The sequence below is a fragment of the Streptomyces sp. IBSBF 3136 genome (genome assembly GCF_036815105.1).
Taxonomy (GTDB): Bacteria; Actinomycetota; Actinomycetes; order Streptomycetales; family Streptomycetaceae; genus Streptomyces.
The window spans coordinates 36,905-52,221 of sequence record NZ_JAJSZC010000012.1 but is presented as its reverse complement, the minus strand read 5'-3'; the positions used below and the strand labels follow the sequence as shown (position 1 = coordinate 52,221).

Genomic DNA, 15,317 nt, shown 5'->3' with positions numbered 1-15,317 from the left:
CGTCGGGTCCGGCTCCGGACCCGGCCGGCCTGAAGATCGGCGGAAGCCGTCCGTCGACTGGCCCGCACCCGCACCCCGCGCCTCGCACCCGCACCCGCATACCCGAGCGGGCGCTCGGGCTCCGCGGGGTCGGACGCGCGGGACCGCTTCAGGCCCCGTGCCGGACGGCCGCCAGGAGACGGGCGCAGCGGGCGCTCATGTCCTCGGCCGACAGTTCGGGGTGCGAGATCCACCATCCGATCAGTGCGCCTACTGTTCCGGTCCAGATGTGCTTGAGGGCGTCCGCGTCCAGGGCGTCGTCGTCGCCCTGGGCGCGCAGCAGCGCGGCGGTGCCGGTGGCCGCCAGCGCGTCGATGGCCTCACGATGCCGTCGTGCCGCGTGCCAGGGCCCGGACCCGGGCCGCAGGCTCCGGTCGTAGAGGACGAACCAGGCGTGCCGCCGCCCCTCGAGGGCCCGGAAGAGGGCCGTGAGCACGGCGTGCGGCATGCCCTGCTTCCCGGGTTCAGGCGCCGGGGCTTCCGACACCGCCGCTCCCGACGTCGCCGCGCCGCGCGCCGCCATGGCTCCCTCGATCGCCGTGAGCAGGTGCGGTCCGACGTGGTCCACGCAGGCCGCGTAGAGGCCGTCCTTGGAGCCGAAGTACGTGTACAGCAGCGGTTTCGTCACACCCACGCGGGTGGCGATCTCGGCCATGGACGCCGCGGCGTGCCCGCGCCTGCCGAACTCCTCCAGGGCGGCGTCGAGGATCTGCTGCTCCCGGTGGGCCCTGGGCACACCCTTGGTCCCGGCGCGGGCCGTGGACCGGTCGGGCCGGCCCCCTGCCCGGTCGTACGCGGGTGGGTCCGGCGGGGTCGAGGCTCTTGCGGTCGTCATGACGGAACTATACGTTGCGGTAACTTACTCATAGGTAAATTACCGAGAGGTCAATTGCCATGATCGACACCGGCACGGCGAAAGCAGCACCGGCAGGCACCTCCCCGCTCCGCTCCTGGTGGGGCTGGGGCACCGAGGACAAGGCGCTGTCCGACGCGGAGTGCGGCGCGCTCGGGGAACTGCTCCCCGGCGCCGCGGACACCCCGCTCCCCGTACCCGACGTCTCCGCGCTCGCCCTGCCGGAGGTCCGGGTCGAGCCACCGGCGGCCCTGGCCGCCCTGATGTCGGCGGCGCCCCGGGAGCGGGCCGCACACACCTACGGCAAGGCGTTCCGCGACGTGGTCCGGGCGCTCGCCGGGGACCTCTCGGCGGCTCCGGACCAGGTGGCCCGCCCCCGGACCGAGCAGGACGTCGTGGACGTCCTCGACTGGGCCTCCGGCGCCGACGTGGCCGTCGTCCCGTACGGCGCGGGCAGCTCGGTCGTCGGCGGGGTCGAGTGCCGCACCGGCCGGCACCGGGGCGTGGTGTCCCTGGACCTGTCGTCGATGGACCGGATCCTGGAGATCGACAGGGTCAGTCGCGCCGCGCGGATCCAGGCAGGTGTGCTCGGTCCGGCCCTGGAGGACGGACTGCGGCCGCACGGGCTCACCCTGCGGCACTTCCCGCAGAGCTTCGAGTTCTCCACGCTGGGCGGATGGCTCGCCACCCGGGCGGGGGGCCACTACGCGACGCTCTACACCCACATCGACGACCTGGTGGAGTCGCTGCGCGTGGTGACACCGGTCGGGGTCAGCCAGTCGCTGCGGGTGCCGGGGTCGGGCGCAGGCCCCTCCCCCGACCGGCTGTTCCTGGGCTCCGAGGGCACGCTCGGCGTGATCACCGAGGCGTGGATGCGGCTCCAGGAGCGTCCGCGCCACAAGGCGTCGGCCACGGTGGTGTTCGACGACGTCCACGTGGCCATGGAGGCGGTGCGGGCCGTCGCGCAGTCGGGCCTGCACCCGGCGAACTGCCGGCTCCTGGACCCGGGCGAGGCGGCCCTCGCGGGAGTCGCGCGGAACGGCGAGAGCGTCCTCGTCCTCGGGGTGGAATCGGCCGGCTCTCCCGTCGGGGGGCGCCTGGCCGAACTCGTGACCCTGGCCCGCGATCACGGCGGCAGCCCGGACCGGGGAGAGACCGACGGCGGATCGACCGGTACGGACGGCGCCGCGGGCACCTGGCGCTCGGCGTTTCTGAGGATGCCGTACCTGCGTGACGGGCTCGCCCGCATGAGCGTGATCAGCGAGACCTTCGAGACGGCCTGCACCTGGGACCGCGCGCCGGAGCTGTACGAGGCGGTGCGTGGGCGGCTGGCCGAGGTGGTGAAGGAGGTGACGGGGAGAGACGGCACCGTCAACTGCCGCTTCACCCATGTCTATCCGGACGGCCCCGCACCGTACTTCACCGTGATCGCGCCGGGCAGGCGCGGCTCGGAGGTGGCGATGTGGGACGAGATCAAGTCGGCGTCCATGCACATCCTGCACGAGCACGGCGCGACCGTCACGCACCATCACGCGGTGGGGCGCGATCACCGGCCGGGCTACGACCGTCAGCGGCCGGAACCCTTCGCCCTCGCCCTGCGCGCCGCGAAGCAGGCGCTCGACCCGGCCGGAATCCTGAACTCGGGGGTGCTCCTCGACCCCGCGGCGGCGGGTTCCCGGCAGGGCGCCGCCTGAGCCGGCGCGATCATGATGGGGTTTTGGCCCCCGCGTGGCCCGCCATCCCGGGATCGGCGGGCCGACGCCTTGGGGGGCGCCGTCGCGGGGTAACCGGAACCTACGCTTCCGCCAGCCAAAACGGAAGCCCCCTTTTGCCTTGACCCCGGCCGTGCTCAGAAGCACCCTGAACCCCACGTGTCACAAGGGAGCACAGCATGAGCCGAGCCACCGCCACCCACCGAGTCGTCGAGTACTGGACGGACAAGGGCACTCACGTGATCTTCCCCGTCCAGCGCAGCGAGGAGGTCGACCGCATGACCGACCAGCAGCTGATCTCGCGGTACGGCAACCCCGAGGACGGCGCGGTGGCGCGCATCGCCCGCTAGGCCTCCGGTCCGGCTCGGGCCGGGGCGCCACCGCCGGTGCCGCCCCGGCCGCCTGGCGGCACCGGCTAGGCGAACCGCCCCGGCCGGTAGTCACCGGCCGGCTGCTGGACGATGAGGTTGCCGCGGTTGTAGGCGTTGATCAGGGCGATGGCGCACACCAGGGCGGCGAGCTGCTCCTCGTCGTAGTGCTTGGCGGCGTTCGCCCACGCCTCGTCCGTCACCCCACCGGCCGCGTCCGCGATCCGCGTGCCCTGCTCGGTCAGCTCCAGCGCGGCGCGCTCGGCCTCGGTGAACACCGTGGCCTCGCGCCAGACCGCCACCAGGTGCAGACGCGTGGCGGTCTCCCCCGCCTCCACGGCGTCCTTGGTGTGCATGTCGGTGCAGAAGGCGCAGCCGTTGATCTGACTGGCGCGCAGCTTGACCAGTTCCTGCGTCGCCGCCGGCAGAGCCGAGTCGGCGAGCACCCTGCCCGCGGCGACGAGGTGCTTGCCGAACTGGGCCGCGACCGGGCCGGTGAAGAGGTTCAACCTGGCTTCCATGACGCACTCCTGTGTGGTCGTTACTGAGTCCACCCCTTGGACGGAACACGTCCGGCGCTTTGTGACACACACAGAAGTGACGCGCCTCACCCCACGCTGCACGAGCGCACCACCAGAGCGCCTTGGAGGGCAGCCCGGCAGGTGAGACGCAGTCTTGGTAGACGCTTTACGCGAAGCATGCAACTGAGTCCCTGGTGCACACCGTCTGACAGGGAGTCGGGCCCGTCAGGGTCGAGGAGCGAGAGAACGGGGCAGGGCGTGGGACGGCGCAAGGGCGGCATAGGGATCGCGCTCATGACGAGTGTGGTGCTGTTGGGCGCGAGTGCCTGCGGCGGTGGCGGCAGTGACAAGGCGGGCGGGGACGACGCGAAGGCGCCGGGCAAGCCGAGCGCGGGTGCTTCGTCGGCACCCGCGAAGCCCAAGGGCCCGCCGATGCTGCTGGAGACGATCACCCCGCAGACGGGTACCACCGTCGGCGTGGCCATGCCCATCTCGGTGGTCTTCACGAACCCGGTGGCCCAGAAGGCCCGGGCAGCGGTCGAGAAGCACATGAAGGTGAGCACCTCACAGCCGGTGACCGGTGCCTGGCACTGGTTCGGCGACCGGCGCGCCGACTGGCGCCCGAAGGACTACTGGCCCTCCGGTACGACGGTGAAGATCGACGCCGACATGAAGGGCGTCAGCAACGGTAACGGCCGCTACGGGGTGCGCGCCTACACGCACACCTTCAAGGTCGGCGACGACGTTCGCGCTGACGTCTCGGTGACCGGCCACACCATGAAGGTGACCCGCAACGGCAAGGCGGTACGCACCCTGTCGATCAACGCGGGCAGCCCGGAGTACCCGACGTGGAACGGCACGATGGCCGTCATCGACAAGCAGGAGAAGGTCCACATGACCTCCTGCAGCGTCGGCATCAGCTGCGACAAGGGCAGCCCCAACTACTACGACCTGACGCTGCCCTGGGACGTCCACCTGACCCAGTCCGGCACGTACGTGCACTTCTCGACCGGCGACCCGAACCCGGGCAGCGGCAGCGCCCGCGGCTCGCACGGCTGCGTCCACCTGTCCATGTCGGACGCCAAGTGGTTCTACGGCCAGGTCAAGCAGGGCGACCCCGTCACCATCACCGGCTCGTCCCGCGCCAAGGCATCGCCCGACAACGGCTACGCCGACTTCAACCTGGACTGGAACCAGTGGCTCGCGGGCAGCGGCTCCGGGGAGGGCACGACCGCGACCCTGTGACACGCCTCCGGTGGCCCCGTTCCGCGCCGAGTCACCCGCCCGCATCACCCGGCCATGTGACTCCGTCGTGTCACTCCGGTGGTTCGAAGCGGCTCGTGGCGCGGGCGTGCCGCAGTTTGCGGACGAAGCGGTGCATGTGGGGGTCCAGCAGCTCCCCCGGCTCCTGGAGCACCTGTTCCTCGGTCAGCCAGCGGATCGCGTCGAACTCGCCCTCGTCGTACGAGGTGATGGTGTCGGCGTCCGCGTCGAGGAGGTACCAGAGCGAGACGTCGGTGTGAGGGCGCCGCTCCCGGGTCGGGGTGACCGTGAGGAAGAGAGGGCGCTCGCCGGTGAGCGGTGACGCCACCGCCCCGATGCCCAGTTCCTCGCGGCATTCCCGGACCACCGTGGTCCAGGGGTCCTCACCGGGCTCGACATGACCTCCGGCGGGCAGCCAGAGCCCTGCCTTGCGGTGGGCGACGAGCAGCAGTCGTCCGCGTCCGCCGTCGCGCACGACGAAGTAGCAGACCAGGTGTGTCGCCGGTACGTCCGGCTTGCGCACCCGGTACACGGGGGCTCCGCCGGCGAGCCACCGGGTGGCGGTCGTCAGGTGGGTGCGTTCCAGGGCGTCCCAGGGGGCGAGCGCACCCACCAGCTCCAGGAGGTGCGCGCGCGGCCCGTCAAGGGGGGCGGGGTGGTTCGTAGGGGGCATGCGGTCAGTGTGGCGATCGGCACTGACAGCCGCGGTCCCGTTCACCCCGCGCGGTGGCTATCGGGTGGGGTCAGTGGCGTGCTCGGGCGAGCAGGGCCGCGTGCGGGAGGGTCAGCAGACCGTCCTCGTTCGCGAACTCGGCGGCGAAGACGTCGAAGTGGCGCTTGATCTCGGCCTGGACCAGGGGCGTCTGGCTCTGCACCAGCTGGCCGCCGAAGGCGACGCCGCCCGCGGGGCCGCTCCACCACTCGTCGGGGCCGGCGCGGTGGTCCCAGCGCAGCGTCCGGCATTCCGCCTCGCGCAGGTCCGCCGCCTCCAGCAGGCCGGTCAGGCCGCTCTCGTCACGGCGGAAGTCGTCCTCGGCGGCAAGCCCCGCGGGCAGGTGGGGCGGACGCACGGCGCCCGCCGCCTGGATCGCGCGGCCGATCAGGGCCTGCCCCGCGGCCGGCGGCGCCGCCCATATCGTCAGGGCGATCCAGCCGCCCGGCCGCACGACCCGGCGCAGTTCGGCCAGGGCGTCCTTGGGCCGGCCCACGTGGTTCAGCACGAAGTTGGCGACCACGGCGTCGAATTCACCCTCGGTGAAGGGGAGTTCGGGTAGCGCGGCCAGCCGTACGTCGGCCTCGGGCGCCGCCCGCCGGGCCAGCTCGACCATGGTCGGCTCCGCGTCGACGGCCGTCACGGTCGCGCCCCGCGCACACGCGGCGGCGGCGACCGTGCCCGATCCCGTGCCGACGTCCAGTACCCGCACGCCCGACCCGACCCCGGCGGCGTCGAGCAACCGCGGTACGGGATGGGCGCACAGCTTGGCGAAGCTGTCGGCGTAGGCGGCGCCCCGGCCCGCCCAGATCAGCCGTTCGCTCGCGTCGAAAGCCGTCGTCGGCACGGGCAGCCTCCCGGACAGGGGTCAAGATCGATTTCGTCGGGACCGACCTTAACCCACTGTCCGAACGGGGAGACGGCTCGCGGGTCCGCTCAGTGGGCGGTGACCGGCGCGGTGGTCGCCGAGCCGTTCGTCCAGCCGTGCCGGTGGGCGGTCACCTTGACGGTGATCCGGTGGCCCCTGTCCGCCTTCGCCAGGACGTAGGTGGACTTGGTGGCGCCGGTGACGGTCTTGCCGTCGCGCTTCCACGAGTAGGTGTACGAGGTGGCCGCCGGGGACCAAGTGCCGTGTGCGGCCGTCAGCTTGCGGCCGACCTTGGCGGTGCCGCTGACGGAGGGCGCCTTGGTGGGCTTCAGGGCCGGGCCGGCGGCGACCGTGACCGCCGTCGACGTGGAGTCGACCGAACCCGCGCCGTTGCCGACCGTGACCTCGCACGAGATCTTGTGCGCGTAGTCGTCCCCGGTCAGGGTGCGGGTCGTGCCGGTGGCGCCCGGGATGGCGCGGCCGTCACGAAGCCACTGCCAGGTCGCGGTCGCGTTGTGCCCCGTCCAGGCCGCCGAGCAGGTCAGCCTTGAGCCGGTGCGGGCGGTCCCGGTCACCGTCGCCCTGGTGGTGATGCGCGGCTTGGCCAGCAGGGTCTGGGAGCGGCTCCACACACGGGAGGTGTAGCGGTCGGCGGACCCGGGGGCATACACGGCCGTCCGCCCCAGCACGGTGGCCCGGCCGTCAGGACCGGCCGCGACCTCGCCGGTCAGGGCATCGGCGTCGGGAACGTCGGCGACCGGCTGCGGGTCGAGTGCGGCGGCCTTGCTCCAGGTGCCGTCGGCCCGGACGGCCCACTCCAGGTAGTGGTCGTCTCCGTTGTCCATGCCGGGAGTCTGCGGCCAGACCACCTGTACGGTCCCGTCGGCGCCGATGGCCGCGTCGACCTGCCAGTCGACGTACCCGGTGGACAGCGTCTTCGGCGCCGACCAGGTACCGGTGGCCGCGCTGCGGGTGACGGCCTGGACGATCGGTGTGCCGGCGCCGGCGTTCCAGCCCGCCCACACGTAGGTGACGTCACCGTCGGGGGCCATGAGGGGGCCGCTGTCGTCGCCGCCCTGGTAGACCGGTACGGCGGTCTGCGCGATCCCCCAACCGCCGTCCGGAGAGGTCCTGGTGCTGGACTTCAGGCTCTCGACGCCGTTGGCCCCGCCGCTCTGCCACAGCACGGTCGTGCGGCCCTTGGCGTCCATGGCCACGCCGACGTCGCCGGACTTGGCGTCGGTGCCCGGCATGGCGGCCTGGTCGCTCCAGTCGCCGTGGGCTGTGGCCCGGGAAGCGGTGGAGATGACGTGGGCGTCGGCGAACCGGTCGTAGGCGTCCCAGACCGCGGTCGCCGAGCCGTCGGGAGCCACGGCGAGCGCGAGATCCCAGATGGCGCCCTTCGAGAAGGACCCGAGGGGGTGGGAGGCCGACCATGCCTTCGCGCCGGCCGCGAGCGTGGCCGTGCGTACCTCGTAGGCGGCGAATCCGTCGCCCTGGTCCCAGACGGCGGTGACGGTGCCGTCGGCCGCCGCGGCCAACTCGGGTACGGACATGTCCAGTCCGTCGTGGCTCGCGAGCTGGACCGGGTCGGACCAGGCGGCCGCCGCGGGGTCCCAGCCCGCCGAGACCGCGGCCAGCGAACCGTCGCCGCCGCTGCCGGTCAGCCAGGCCACGACGGCGTGCCCGTCCGCGGTCACCGCCAGCGCGGTCCGGGCGTCGGCGTAACCGCCGGAGAAGAGGGTGTGGGGAGCGGACCACTGGTCGCTGCCCTTGGGCCTGACGGCGGCGCGGACCTGCCAGTCGGCCGCCCCGGCCGCCTTGCCGTGCCAGAGGGCGAACGCGGTGCCGTCGCCGGCCACCTTCACGTCGATCAGGCTCTGCTTGCCGTCGGCTCCGGTCAGGTCGGTCGTGGGGCCCCAGGGGCCGGCGGATGCCTTGTATCCGGCGGCGGTGGCGGGTACGGCGGTGCCCGTCGCGAGTGCCGCCACGGTGGCCGCCAGCGCGACGAACGCGGCTCCCGGCCTGCCAGTCCTGAGTGCCACTACGGCTCCTGTCTCGCCGGGGCGCGGCTCGCGCGCACGGCCGTGCTCACGGGAAAACGGGGATCGAGGGGCCGAGAGTATCCAGGTCAGGCGCACAACGCCTACCTGCGGAAATATCGGAACGATCAAGATTTCCGGGTCTGTTGTCCGTGGTCTGCCGGACAGACGTCGGCGGGAGTTCGGTCCCGGGGCGTACGCGATCCTCCGTGGTATCTTCCGTGTCGCCGTGCACCGCTGCGCACCGAGGAGGTGAGACCGATCAACACTAAGACAGGTCGGGCCTCCCTCCACCGCATGGCCCGGGGAGTGCCCGCGACAGGCACCTGAAAGGCCTGGATCGCTATGCGCTTCATCTCCGAGACGACGTCCGACGGCGTCCGCGAACAACTCTTCATCCTCGACGGGCTTCCCGGCGTGCTGTGGACGCCGGACGGTGCCGCCGGCGCTCGCTCCCTCATCCTGATGGGACACGGGGGCGGCCGGCACAAGAAGGACGCCGACGTAGTGACCCGTGCGCGCCGCTTCGTCACCGAATGCGGCTTCGCCGTGGTGGCGGTCGACGTACCCGGCCACGGCGACCGACCGATCGACGATGAACTGGACCGGATCGCCACCGAGAACCAGGCCCGCGTGGCCGCCGGGGCCGAGTTGGCTCCGCTGATCGCCGGTTTCCAGGCCCTCGTGGCCCGCCGGACGGTCCCGGAATGGCAGGGGGTGCTGGACGCCGTCCAGCGGCTCGACCACGTCGGGGCCAGGCCCGTGGGCTACTGGGGTGTGTCCCTGGGCTGCGGCCTCGGCGTGCCGTTCGTCGCCGCCGAGCCCAGGGTGCGCGCCGCCGTGCTGGGCCTCGGCGGTGCGTCGGCCTCCGCCGAGGTCGCGGCGCGGATCACCGTCCCGGTGGAGTTCCTGCTGCAGTGGGACGACGAGCGCGTGCCGCGGGAGCAGGGCCTGGCCTTGTTCGACGCCCTCGCCTCCACCGAGAAGACGCTGCACGCCAACCCGGGCGGGCACGGGGAGCTGCCGGCGTTCGAAGTGGACAGCACCGTACGGTTCTTCGCCCGGCACCTGAGCTGACGCCGCCGGTCGCCGTGTGCGCGCGCGGCGGAGGCCACCTTGGCGACAGGCCCCAGGTCGTGTCCGCGAAGTCCCGTCGTCCGCCGGGAGGGCGGGCGTCGTGGGGCAGGCGGGACTTTACGGACACGACCTAGCGCACCGCCTGCCATGGCAGACGTCCCCCTCAGGATCTCGATGTACGGATTTTGGGACGGGCCTCTGTCGCAGCGCACCGACACCGGTTCGTGACGGGATCGCCTCAGGGGCGGCCGTTCACGCCTCGGGGAGCCGGTCCAGGAAGCCCAGGACGGAGGTGATCCGGCCGTCCTCGGCGAGGGTGATCACGTCCGAGCCGGCGACCGGTGCCGAGCCGTCGGCGGCGGAGACCAGCTCCCAGTTGAAGCGGGCGATGTGGTGGTTGCCGTCCACCTCACCGGTCTGCTTGAACTCGAAGCCGGGGAACTGCTCGTGCACGGCGCCGATGACCGCGGCGATCTGCTCGTGGCCGCGCACGTCGGCCATCGGGTCGGTGTACGAACCCTCCTCCGACCACGCGGCGGCGACCGCCTTGGCGAGCGCGTCGGCGTCGGTGGCGTTCCAGGCCTCGAAGTAGCGGGCGACGGCAGCGGTGTGGATCGACATGGCGGGACTCCCGTTCTCGGTGAAGTGGCCGGTGTCTCCGGCCGGTCGGCCCGGGCCCGAGCCGGAGTGCGCCGGCTCGGAACCCGATGCCCTCACCTTGCCGCGCCTCGCCCGGCCGCGCGATTACCGCTCAGGTAATGACGGAGACGGCGGGCGGCGGGCGGCGGGCAGCGGGTCGTACGCTCCTCGCGCCGGCTTGGGTATCGAACACCTTGCCCGGCCCGGCGCCGCCCCCTCCGCACTGCGCCGGGCGCCGCCCTGCCCCCCCGGCCTCGGCCGGCTCACCGGAAGGAGTCCACCCGTGACGAGCACCGCCTCAGCCACCGGCTCCGGCATATCCCCGCAGTCCGAGGCCCAACGCCGCGTCCTGACCGTACTGGTGACCTCGCAGGTCCTCAGCGGTGCGGGGCTCGCCGCCGGCATCACCGTCGGCGCGCTGCTCGCGCAGGACATGCTCGGCTCCACCGGTCTCGCGGGCCTGCCCAGCGCCCTGTTCACCACCGGCTCGGCACTCGCCGCCGTCACCGTCGGCCGTGTCTCGCAGGCGCGTGGCCGCCGTCCCGGGCTCGCGGCCGGCTACCTCACCGGCGCGGTCGGCAGCGCCGGTGTCATCGCCGCCGCCGTGGCCGGCGATCCCGTCCTGCTGCTCGTCGCCCTGTTCGTCTACGGCGCCGGGAGCGCCACCAACCTCCAGGCCCGCTACGCCGGGGCCGACCTCGCCGCCCCCGCCCATCGGGCGCGTGCCGTCTCCACCGTCCTGGTCGCCACCACGGTCGGCGGTGTCGTGGGCCCCAACCTCGCCGCCCCCACCGGTGCCCTGGCCCACTCCTTCGGCATCCCCGCCCTGGCCGGGCCCTTCCTGCTCTCCGGTACCGCCTACGCGCTGGCCGCCCTCGTCCTGGCACTCTGGCTGCGCCCCGACCCGCTGCTGCTCGCCCGTCGCCTCGACGAGCAGCGGCAGGCGGCCGCCGCCACGGCGGCGCGAAGCGCCGGACGCGTCGAGCCGGCCCCGGCGCAACGGCGCGGTCCCGGGCTGATGCCGGGCGCGCTGACCATGATCGTCACCCAGCTCGTGATGGTCTCGATCATGACGATGACCCCGGTGCACATGCGCGACCACGGCCATGGCACGGCCGCGTCGGGCCTGGTCATCGCCCTGCACGTGGGTGCGATGTACCTGCCGTCACCGCTGACCGGCTGGCTCGTCGACCGCTACGGCCGCACCGCGATCGCGGCCGCGTCCGGCCTCACCCTGCTCGCCGCCGGGATCACCGCCGCCGTGGCCCCCGGCGGCTCCGTCGCGCTGCTCGCCCTCGCGCTCGTCCTGCTGGGGCTGGGCTGGAACCTCGGCCTCGTCTCCAGCACCGCGATGATCACCGACGCCCTGCCGCTCGCCACCCGCGCCAGGACCCAGGGCATGGTCGACGTCTCCATCGCCGTCGCGGGCGCCACCGGGGCCCTCACCTCGGGCGCCGTCGTCTCGGCCGCCGGCTACCCGGTACTCACCCTGACAGCCGGCGCCCTCTCCCTCGCCCTGCTGCCCGCCATCGCGGCCACCGCGTCCCGCACGAACAGCGCGTCCAGCGCTAGCGGGCGATGAGGCGTGGTGGGCGGCGCTGGGGGCATGCCGCGCAGGCCCACGGCGGGGTCTCACCCCGCTGCCGCCGCCTGCTGCCACCCGCCGTCCGGACTCAGCTACGACACCGGGCGTCAGCGACGGTCCGCCCCGCCCTCGGCCCCGGCCCGCCGCTCAGGGCGTGCCGTCGACCTCGTGGACCAGTTCGATGGCGCGGGCGAGGGTGGCCAGCCGGGCTTCCAGGGTGTCCCCGGCCGGGTAGAGGCGCACGGTGTCGACGCCGGCGGCCCGCCACACCCGCAGCCGCTCGCGCACCATGGTCTCGGTGCCGATCAGCGTCGTGCCCAGCACCATCTCGTCGGTCACCAGTTCTGTCGCGCCCTCCCGGTCGCCGGCCTGCCAGCGCTCGCGCACCTCGGCGGCGACCTCGGCCCAACCCTGGCGGCTGTAGGCGTTGTTGTAGAAATTCGTGGACGCCGATCCCATGCCGCCCAGGCTGAAGGCCAGTTCCTTCCTGCGCCCGGCGGTCATCGCGCCGAGGGCCTCCTCGTCCGGTGCGAAGGCGACCTCGGCGCCTTGGCAGACGTCCAGGGCCGCACGGGTACGGCCGCTGCGGGCCAGCCCCTCGTCGAGGTGGGCGAAGTAGGCGTCGGCCGCGCCCTCGGGCACGAAACTGGTGCCGAGCCAGCCGTCGGCCAGCTCCCCGGTCAGCCGGAGCATGGCCGGGGACAGCGCGGCCAGGTAGACGGGGACACGGTGCTCGGCCCGCATCGACAGCCGCATCGGGACCGCTTCGCCGCCGGGCAGCGGGATGGTGAACTCGGCGCCGGAGTAGGAGAGTTTGCCGCCGTCGAGCAGTCGCTTGACGATCTCGACGGTCTCTCGCATCCGGCGCAGCGGCCGGGCGAAGGGGATGCCGTGCAGTCCCTCGATCACCTGCGGGCCCGAGGCGCCGAGGCCGAGCAGGAACCGCCCGCCGGACAGGTTGGAGAGCGTGATCGCGGTCTGCGCCACGGCGGTCGGGGTGCGCGTCCCCAGTTGCATGACACCGGAGCCGAGGAGCATGCGGTCCGTGCGTGCGGCGTAATGGCCGAGCGCGGACGGGGCGTCCGAGCCCCATGCCTCGGCGACCCAGCAGATGTCGAGGCCGAGCTTCTCCGCCTCGACCACGTAGTCCGCCTGCTCGGTCCAGTTCCCGAAGCCCGACGCCTCGGTCGTGGTGGCCGTGCGCATCACGCCTCCGCCCGCTTCCTGATGTCCTCGAGGGTCGAGGTCATGGCCCGCTCGAACTCGCGCAGCCGCACGAACACGATCTTCTGCTCCTTGTCCGGCATGCGCTCGATCGCCGTCGAGAGCCCGGAACGACCGGGGCCCAGTCGCATCCACTGGGTCAGTTCCGTACCACCGTCCCGTGGCCGGAGGCGGAAGCGCCAGGTCGCGGAGGGGTGGCAGGGGTCTTCCACGGCCCAGGCGAAGACCTGTTCCGTCTCGCACTCGATCACATGGGAGGTGGTCGACCACTCCCCCAGCGCTGGGTGCCTGCTGCGGCCCGTGAACCGGGCCCCCACAGCGGGTCGTTCGGCGCCGTCGAGCCACTCGACCGCCTGAAGCTCCTCACTCATGGCCGGCATCAGGGCGATGTCACTCACCAGCGCCCACACGCGCGCCTGTGGGGCGTCGATCCAGGTCCGTACCTCGATGGTGGGTGTGTCCGCGTACCGTGCGCCCGTCCACTCCAAGTCCGCCGTCCTCCTCCGTCACCCAGGGATGTGCCCCACAGAGTTGCGTCATAAGACTTACCTGTCAAGGACCCCGGAACGAGGCGGCGTTGCAGTCGGCGTCGGTGGTCCTCCCGCCGTCAGCCCTGCGGACGACCCTCCGCCGAACCGGCCGCGGAGCCCGCCGCCGAGTCCCGAGTCCCATCCAGGCCGAACCGGCGGCGCACGTCCGGGCGGCTCCTGAGCCGTTCGGGATAGCCGGGTCCGAGGCGCATCGAGGTCTCCTGGGCCAGCAGGGGTTTCCGGCAGACGGAGCACACCACGTCGGCGGTCGCGTCGTGGTCGCAGGCGTCGTGGTGGAACACCACCGGGACGCCCTCCTCGCCGGCGAGCCAGCGGTCACCCCATCGGGACATCGCGGCCAGCACGCCGAACAGTTCACGCCCCTTCTCCGTGAGGACGTAGTCGTAGCGCGGTGGCTCGCTCTCGTAGGGCCGCTTCTCCAGCACCCCCTCGTCCACCAGGCCGCGCAGCCGGTCGGTCAGGGTGTTGCGGGCGATGCCCAGTTCCCGCTGGAACTCGTCGAAGCGGCGGATGCCGTAGAACGCCTCCCGCACGACGAGCGGCGTCCAGGGGTCACCCAGCAGGTCGAGGGTCCGCGCGATGGAGCACGGCCAGTTGGCGAAAGACGTTCGTTTCATGGCCCCTACGATAGTGAGTCTCACGAAAAAACTTGGCTGCGGGACGCGGTGGAAGCGGGCGCGGCCCGGTCCGGGTGTTGCTAGCATCGCCGTACGGCATCGCGTGTCGGTCACCGGCCGGGTGAGGCATGGAGGTGCCCGTGAGATTGCCTTACGGAGGCATTCCACACATGTCAGTCGAGTTGAACCACACCATTGTCCACGCCCGGGACAACCGGGAGTCCGCCGACTTCCTCGCGCACGTCCTGGGACTCGAGACCGGCGCCGCATGGGGCCCGTTCGTTCCGGTCGCCACCGACAACGGCGTCACCCTGGACTTCGCCACCGTCCCGGCGGAGTCGATCGTCATGCAGCATTACGCGTTCCTCGTCTCCGACGACGAGTTCGACGCCGCGTTCGCCCGTATCCGGCAGGCCGGAATCGAGTACTACGCCGACCCGCGCCTGAAGCAGCCGGGCGAGATCAACCACCACCACGGCGGCCGGGGCCTGTACTTCCTGGACCCGGCCGGCCACGGCATGGAGATCATCACGCGCCCGTACGGCAGTCATCAGGAGCCCGTCGACTCCTGAGCGACGGGGTGTCCGCCGCGCCCCGGGGCGCCCTTCCGGTCGCCGGTTCCGCCACGGTGACCGGGAGGTCGCGGACGTCCTTAGACTACGCCCTGATCTCCAGGGGGCAGCACTTCAGGGACGTGGTGTCCGCACGGCCGTAGACGGTCGCGGGCGAGGCCGTGCGCCTCGTGCAGCAGACGGGTCTTTCCGATGCCGGCCGGGCCGGCGACGAGGACGCCGTGTGCCCTGTGCCCTGTGCTCGGACGTCAGGATCCGGCGTATCCCTTCCGGTTCACCCACCCTGCCGACGAACGTGGGATCGGTGGTGAGACACCGAACGGTGCCGGCAAGGGGGTGCGGGGAGAGAGGGGTGAACGCTTCATGGGTTCCTTGGTCCAACGTCACTGCCGGGCCCGGCGACGTCCGGACGTCCCGCGGAGTGCGGGCCGTCGTCTCGGGCTCTCGGCTGTGCGGGTGTGGGGGATGACGCCGCGTCCGTGGACTGCGGCGCCCGGACGGCGGCCCGAGGACGGCTCGCCGTACCGAGCGGCGGTGGTCGCGTCCGCGACCGTCGGCCGTGTCCGCGACTGACATGGCGGACACGTTCCGAGCCGGCGGGTCACCACGGCTTCGGCCCCGCGTCGGCAGTCACGGCCATCCGGCCCTCCCCCGGCGCCCCGTGCCTCGGGGAC

General features: G+C 72.7%; 15 protein-coding genes. 6 read left to right on the top strand and 9 right to left on the bottom strand.

What is annotated here, in order from left to right; translation table 11 throughout:
• Window positions 1-148 precede the first annotated feature (148 nt).
• Window positions 149-874, bottom strand: a complete 726-nt coding sequence (locus V7E45_RS04580) for a helix-turn-helix domain-containing protein (RefSeq protein WP_333772760.1) — start codon at window positions 872-874, stop codon at window positions 149-151.
• A gap of 59 nt (window positions 875-933) precedes the next feature.
• Here V7E45_RS04580 and V7E45_RS04575 point away from each other — a divergent pair, with 59 nt between their 5' ends.
• Both V7E45_RS04575 and V7E45_RS04570 read left to right on the top strand, forming a co-directional pair.
• A complete protein-coding gene (locus V7E45_RS04575; RefSeq protein ID WP_333772759.1) occupies window positions 934-2,586 on the top strand; it encodes an FAD-binding oxidoreductase in 1,653 nt (550 codons plus the stop codon).
• A 197-nt stretch (window positions 2,587-2,783) separates the two neighbouring features.
• Entirely contained in the window at window positions 2,784-2,954 is a 171-nt protein-coding gene (locus V7E45_RS04570; RefSeq protein ID WP_319146917.1) for a hypothetical protein, read from the top strand.
• Window positions 2,955-3,019: 65 nt separating this feature from the next.
• On the opposite strand, the gene V7E45_RS04565 is transcribed toward V7E45_RS04570, so the two are convergent.
• Window positions 3,020-3,493 carry a carboxymuconolactone decarboxylase family protein gene (locus tag V7E45_RS04565; RefSeq protein WP_333772758.1) on the bottom strand — a complete coding sequence of 158 codons (474 nt, stop codon included), beginning with the start codon at window positions 3,491-3,493 and terminating at the stop codon, window positions 3,020-3,022.
• A 294-nt stretch (window positions 3,494-3,787) separates the two neighbouring features.
• Here V7E45_RS04565 and V7E45_RS04560 point away from each other — a divergent pair, with 294 nt between their 5' ends.
• Complete coding sequence (locus V7E45_RS04560) at window positions 3,788-4,738, top strand: L,D-transpeptidase (RefSeq protein WP_333772757.1); 951 nt, start codon at window positions 3,788-3,790, stop codon at window positions 4,736-4,738.
• 70 nt (window positions 4,739-4,808) lie between these two features.
• On the opposite strand, the gene V7E45_RS04555 is transcribed toward V7E45_RS04560, so the two are convergent.
• The 3 genes from V7E45_RS04555 to V7E45_RS04545 all read right to left on the bottom strand — a co-directional run bounded on the left by V7E45_RS04555 (window position 4,809) and on the right by V7E45_RS04545 (window position 8,381).
• Entirely contained in the window at window positions 4,809-5,429 is a 621-nt protein-coding gene (locus tag V7E45_RS04555) for an NUDIX hydrolase (RefSeq protein WP_333772756.1), read from the bottom strand.
• A gap of 70 nt (window positions 5,430-5,499) precedes the next feature.
• Window positions 5,500-6,321 (bottom strand): class I SAM-dependent methyltransferase, encoded by an 822-nt coding sequence (locus V7E45_RS04550; RefSeq protein WP_333772774.1) that lies wholly within the window; start codon window positions 6,319-6,321, stop codon window positions 5,500-5,502.
• Between the two features lie 83 nt (window positions 6,322-6,404).
• Complete coding sequence (locus V7E45_RS04545; protein ID WP_333772755.1) at window positions 6,405-8,381, bottom strand: hypothetical protein; 1,977 nt, start codon at window positions 8,379-8,381, stop codon at window positions 6,405-6,407.
• A 342-nt stretch (window positions 8,382-8,723) separates the two neighbouring features.
• Here V7E45_RS04545 and V7E45_RS04540 point away from each other — a divergent pair, with 342 nt between their 5' ends.
• A complete protein-coding gene (locus tag V7E45_RS04540; RefSeq protein WP_333772754.1) occupies window positions 8,724-9,455 on the top strand; it encodes a dienelactone hydrolase family protein in 732 nt (243 codons plus the stop codon).
• Window positions 9,456-9,707: 252 nt separating this feature from the next.
• Here the strand turns inward: V7E45_RS04540 and V7E45_RS04535 are convergent, their stop codons facing one another.
• Window positions 9,708-10,076, bottom strand: coding sequence for a nuclear transport factor 2 family protein (locus V7E45_RS04535; protein ID WP_333772753.1), 369 nt, complete (start codon window positions 10,074-10,076; stop codon window positions 9,708-9,710).
• A gap of 301 nt (window positions 10,077-10,377) precedes the next feature.
• Between V7E45_RS04535 and V7E45_RS04530 the strand changes: the two genes are divergently transcribed.
• Window positions 10,378-11,676, top strand: a complete 1,299-nt coding sequence (locus V7E45_RS04530; protein WP_333772752.1) for an MFS transporter — start codon at window positions 10,378-10,380, stop codon at window positions 11,674-11,676.
• Between the two features lie 150 nt (window positions 11,677-11,826).
• On the opposite strand, the gene V7E45_RS04525 is transcribed toward V7E45_RS04530, so the two are convergent.
• The 3 genes from V7E45_RS04525 to V7E45_RS04515 all read right to left on the bottom strand — a co-directional run bounded on the left by V7E45_RS04525 (window position 11,827) and on the right by V7E45_RS04515 (window position 14,071).
• The gene (locus tag V7E45_RS04525; RefSeq protein WP_333772751.1) at window positions 11,827-12,885 is read right to left on the bottom strand and encodes an LLM class flavin-dependent oxidoreductase; all 1,059 of its coding nucleotides are present in this window, start codon (window positions 12,883-12,885) and stop codon (window positions 11,827-11,829) included.
• Complete coding sequence (locus tag V7E45_RS04520; RefSeq protein WP_333772750.1) at window positions 12,885-13,391, bottom strand: SRPBCC family protein; 507 nt, start codon at window positions 13,389-13,391, stop codon at window positions 12,885-12,887. The genes V7E45_RS04525 and V7E45_RS04520 overlap by 1 nt, the downstream gene beginning before the upstream one ends.
• Window positions 13,392-13,510: 119 nt before the next feature.
• Window positions 13,511-14,071, bottom strand: a complete 561-nt coding sequence (locus V7E45_RS04515; RefSeq protein WP_333772749.1) for a winged helix-turn-helix transcriptional regulator — start codon at window positions 14,069-14,071, stop codon at window positions 13,511-13,513.
• A 170-nt stretch (window positions 14,072-14,241) separates the two neighbouring features.
• On the opposite strand from V7E45_RS04515, the gene V7E45_RS04510 reads away from it, so the two are divergent.
• Window positions 14,242-14,643 (top strand): VOC family protein, encoded by a 402-nt coding sequence (locus V7E45_RS04510; RefSeq protein WP_333772748.1) that lies wholly within the window; start codon window positions 14,242-14,244, stop codon window positions 14,641-14,643.
• Window positions 14,644-15,317: the final 674 nt, after the last annotated feature.

Coding starts and splice junctions, on each gene's coding strand:
- V7E45_RS04580 (WP_333772760.1), bottom strand. CDS start 874: ATGACGACCGCAAGAGCCTCGACCCCGCCGGACCCACCCGCGTACGAC.
- V7E45_RS04575 (WP_333772759.1), top strand. CDS start 934: ATGATCGACACCGGCACGGCGAAAGCAGCACCGGCAGGCACCTCCCCG.
- V7E45_RS04570 (WP_319146917.1), top strand. CDS start 2,784: ATGAGCCGAGCCACCGCCACCCACCGAGTCGTCGAGTACTGGACGGAC.
- V7E45_RS04565 (WP_333772758.1), bottom strand. CDS start 3,493: ATGGAAGCCAGGTTGAACCTCTTCACCGGCCCGGTCGCGGCCCAGTTC.
- V7E45_RS04560 (WP_333772757.1), top strand. CDS start 3,788: ATGACGAGTGTGGTGCTGTTGGGCGCGAGTGCCTGCGGCGGTGGCGGC.
- V7E45_RS04555 (WP_333772756.1), bottom strand. CDS start 5,429: ATGCCCCCTACGAACCACCCCGCCCCCCTTGACGGGCCGCGCGCGCAC.
- V7E45_RS04540 (WP_333772754.1), top strand. CDS start 8,724: ATGCGCTTCATCTCCGAGACGACGTCCGACGGCGTCCGCGAACAACTC.
- V7E45_RS04535 (WP_333772753.1), bottom strand. CDS start 10,076: ATGTCGATCCACACCGCTGCCGTCGCCCGCTACTTCGAGGCCTGGAAC.
- V7E45_RS04525 (WP_333772751.1), bottom strand. CDS start 12,885: ATGCGCACGGCCACCACGACCGAGGCGTCGGGCTTCGGGAACTGGACC.
- V7E45_RS04515 (WP_333772749.1), bottom strand. CDS start 14,071: ATGAAACGAACGTCTTTCGCCAACTGGCCGTGCTCCATCGCGCGGACC.
- V7E45_RS04510 (WP_333772748.1), top strand. CDS start 14,242: ATGTCAGTCGAGTTGAACCACACCATTGTCCACGCCCGGGACAACCGG.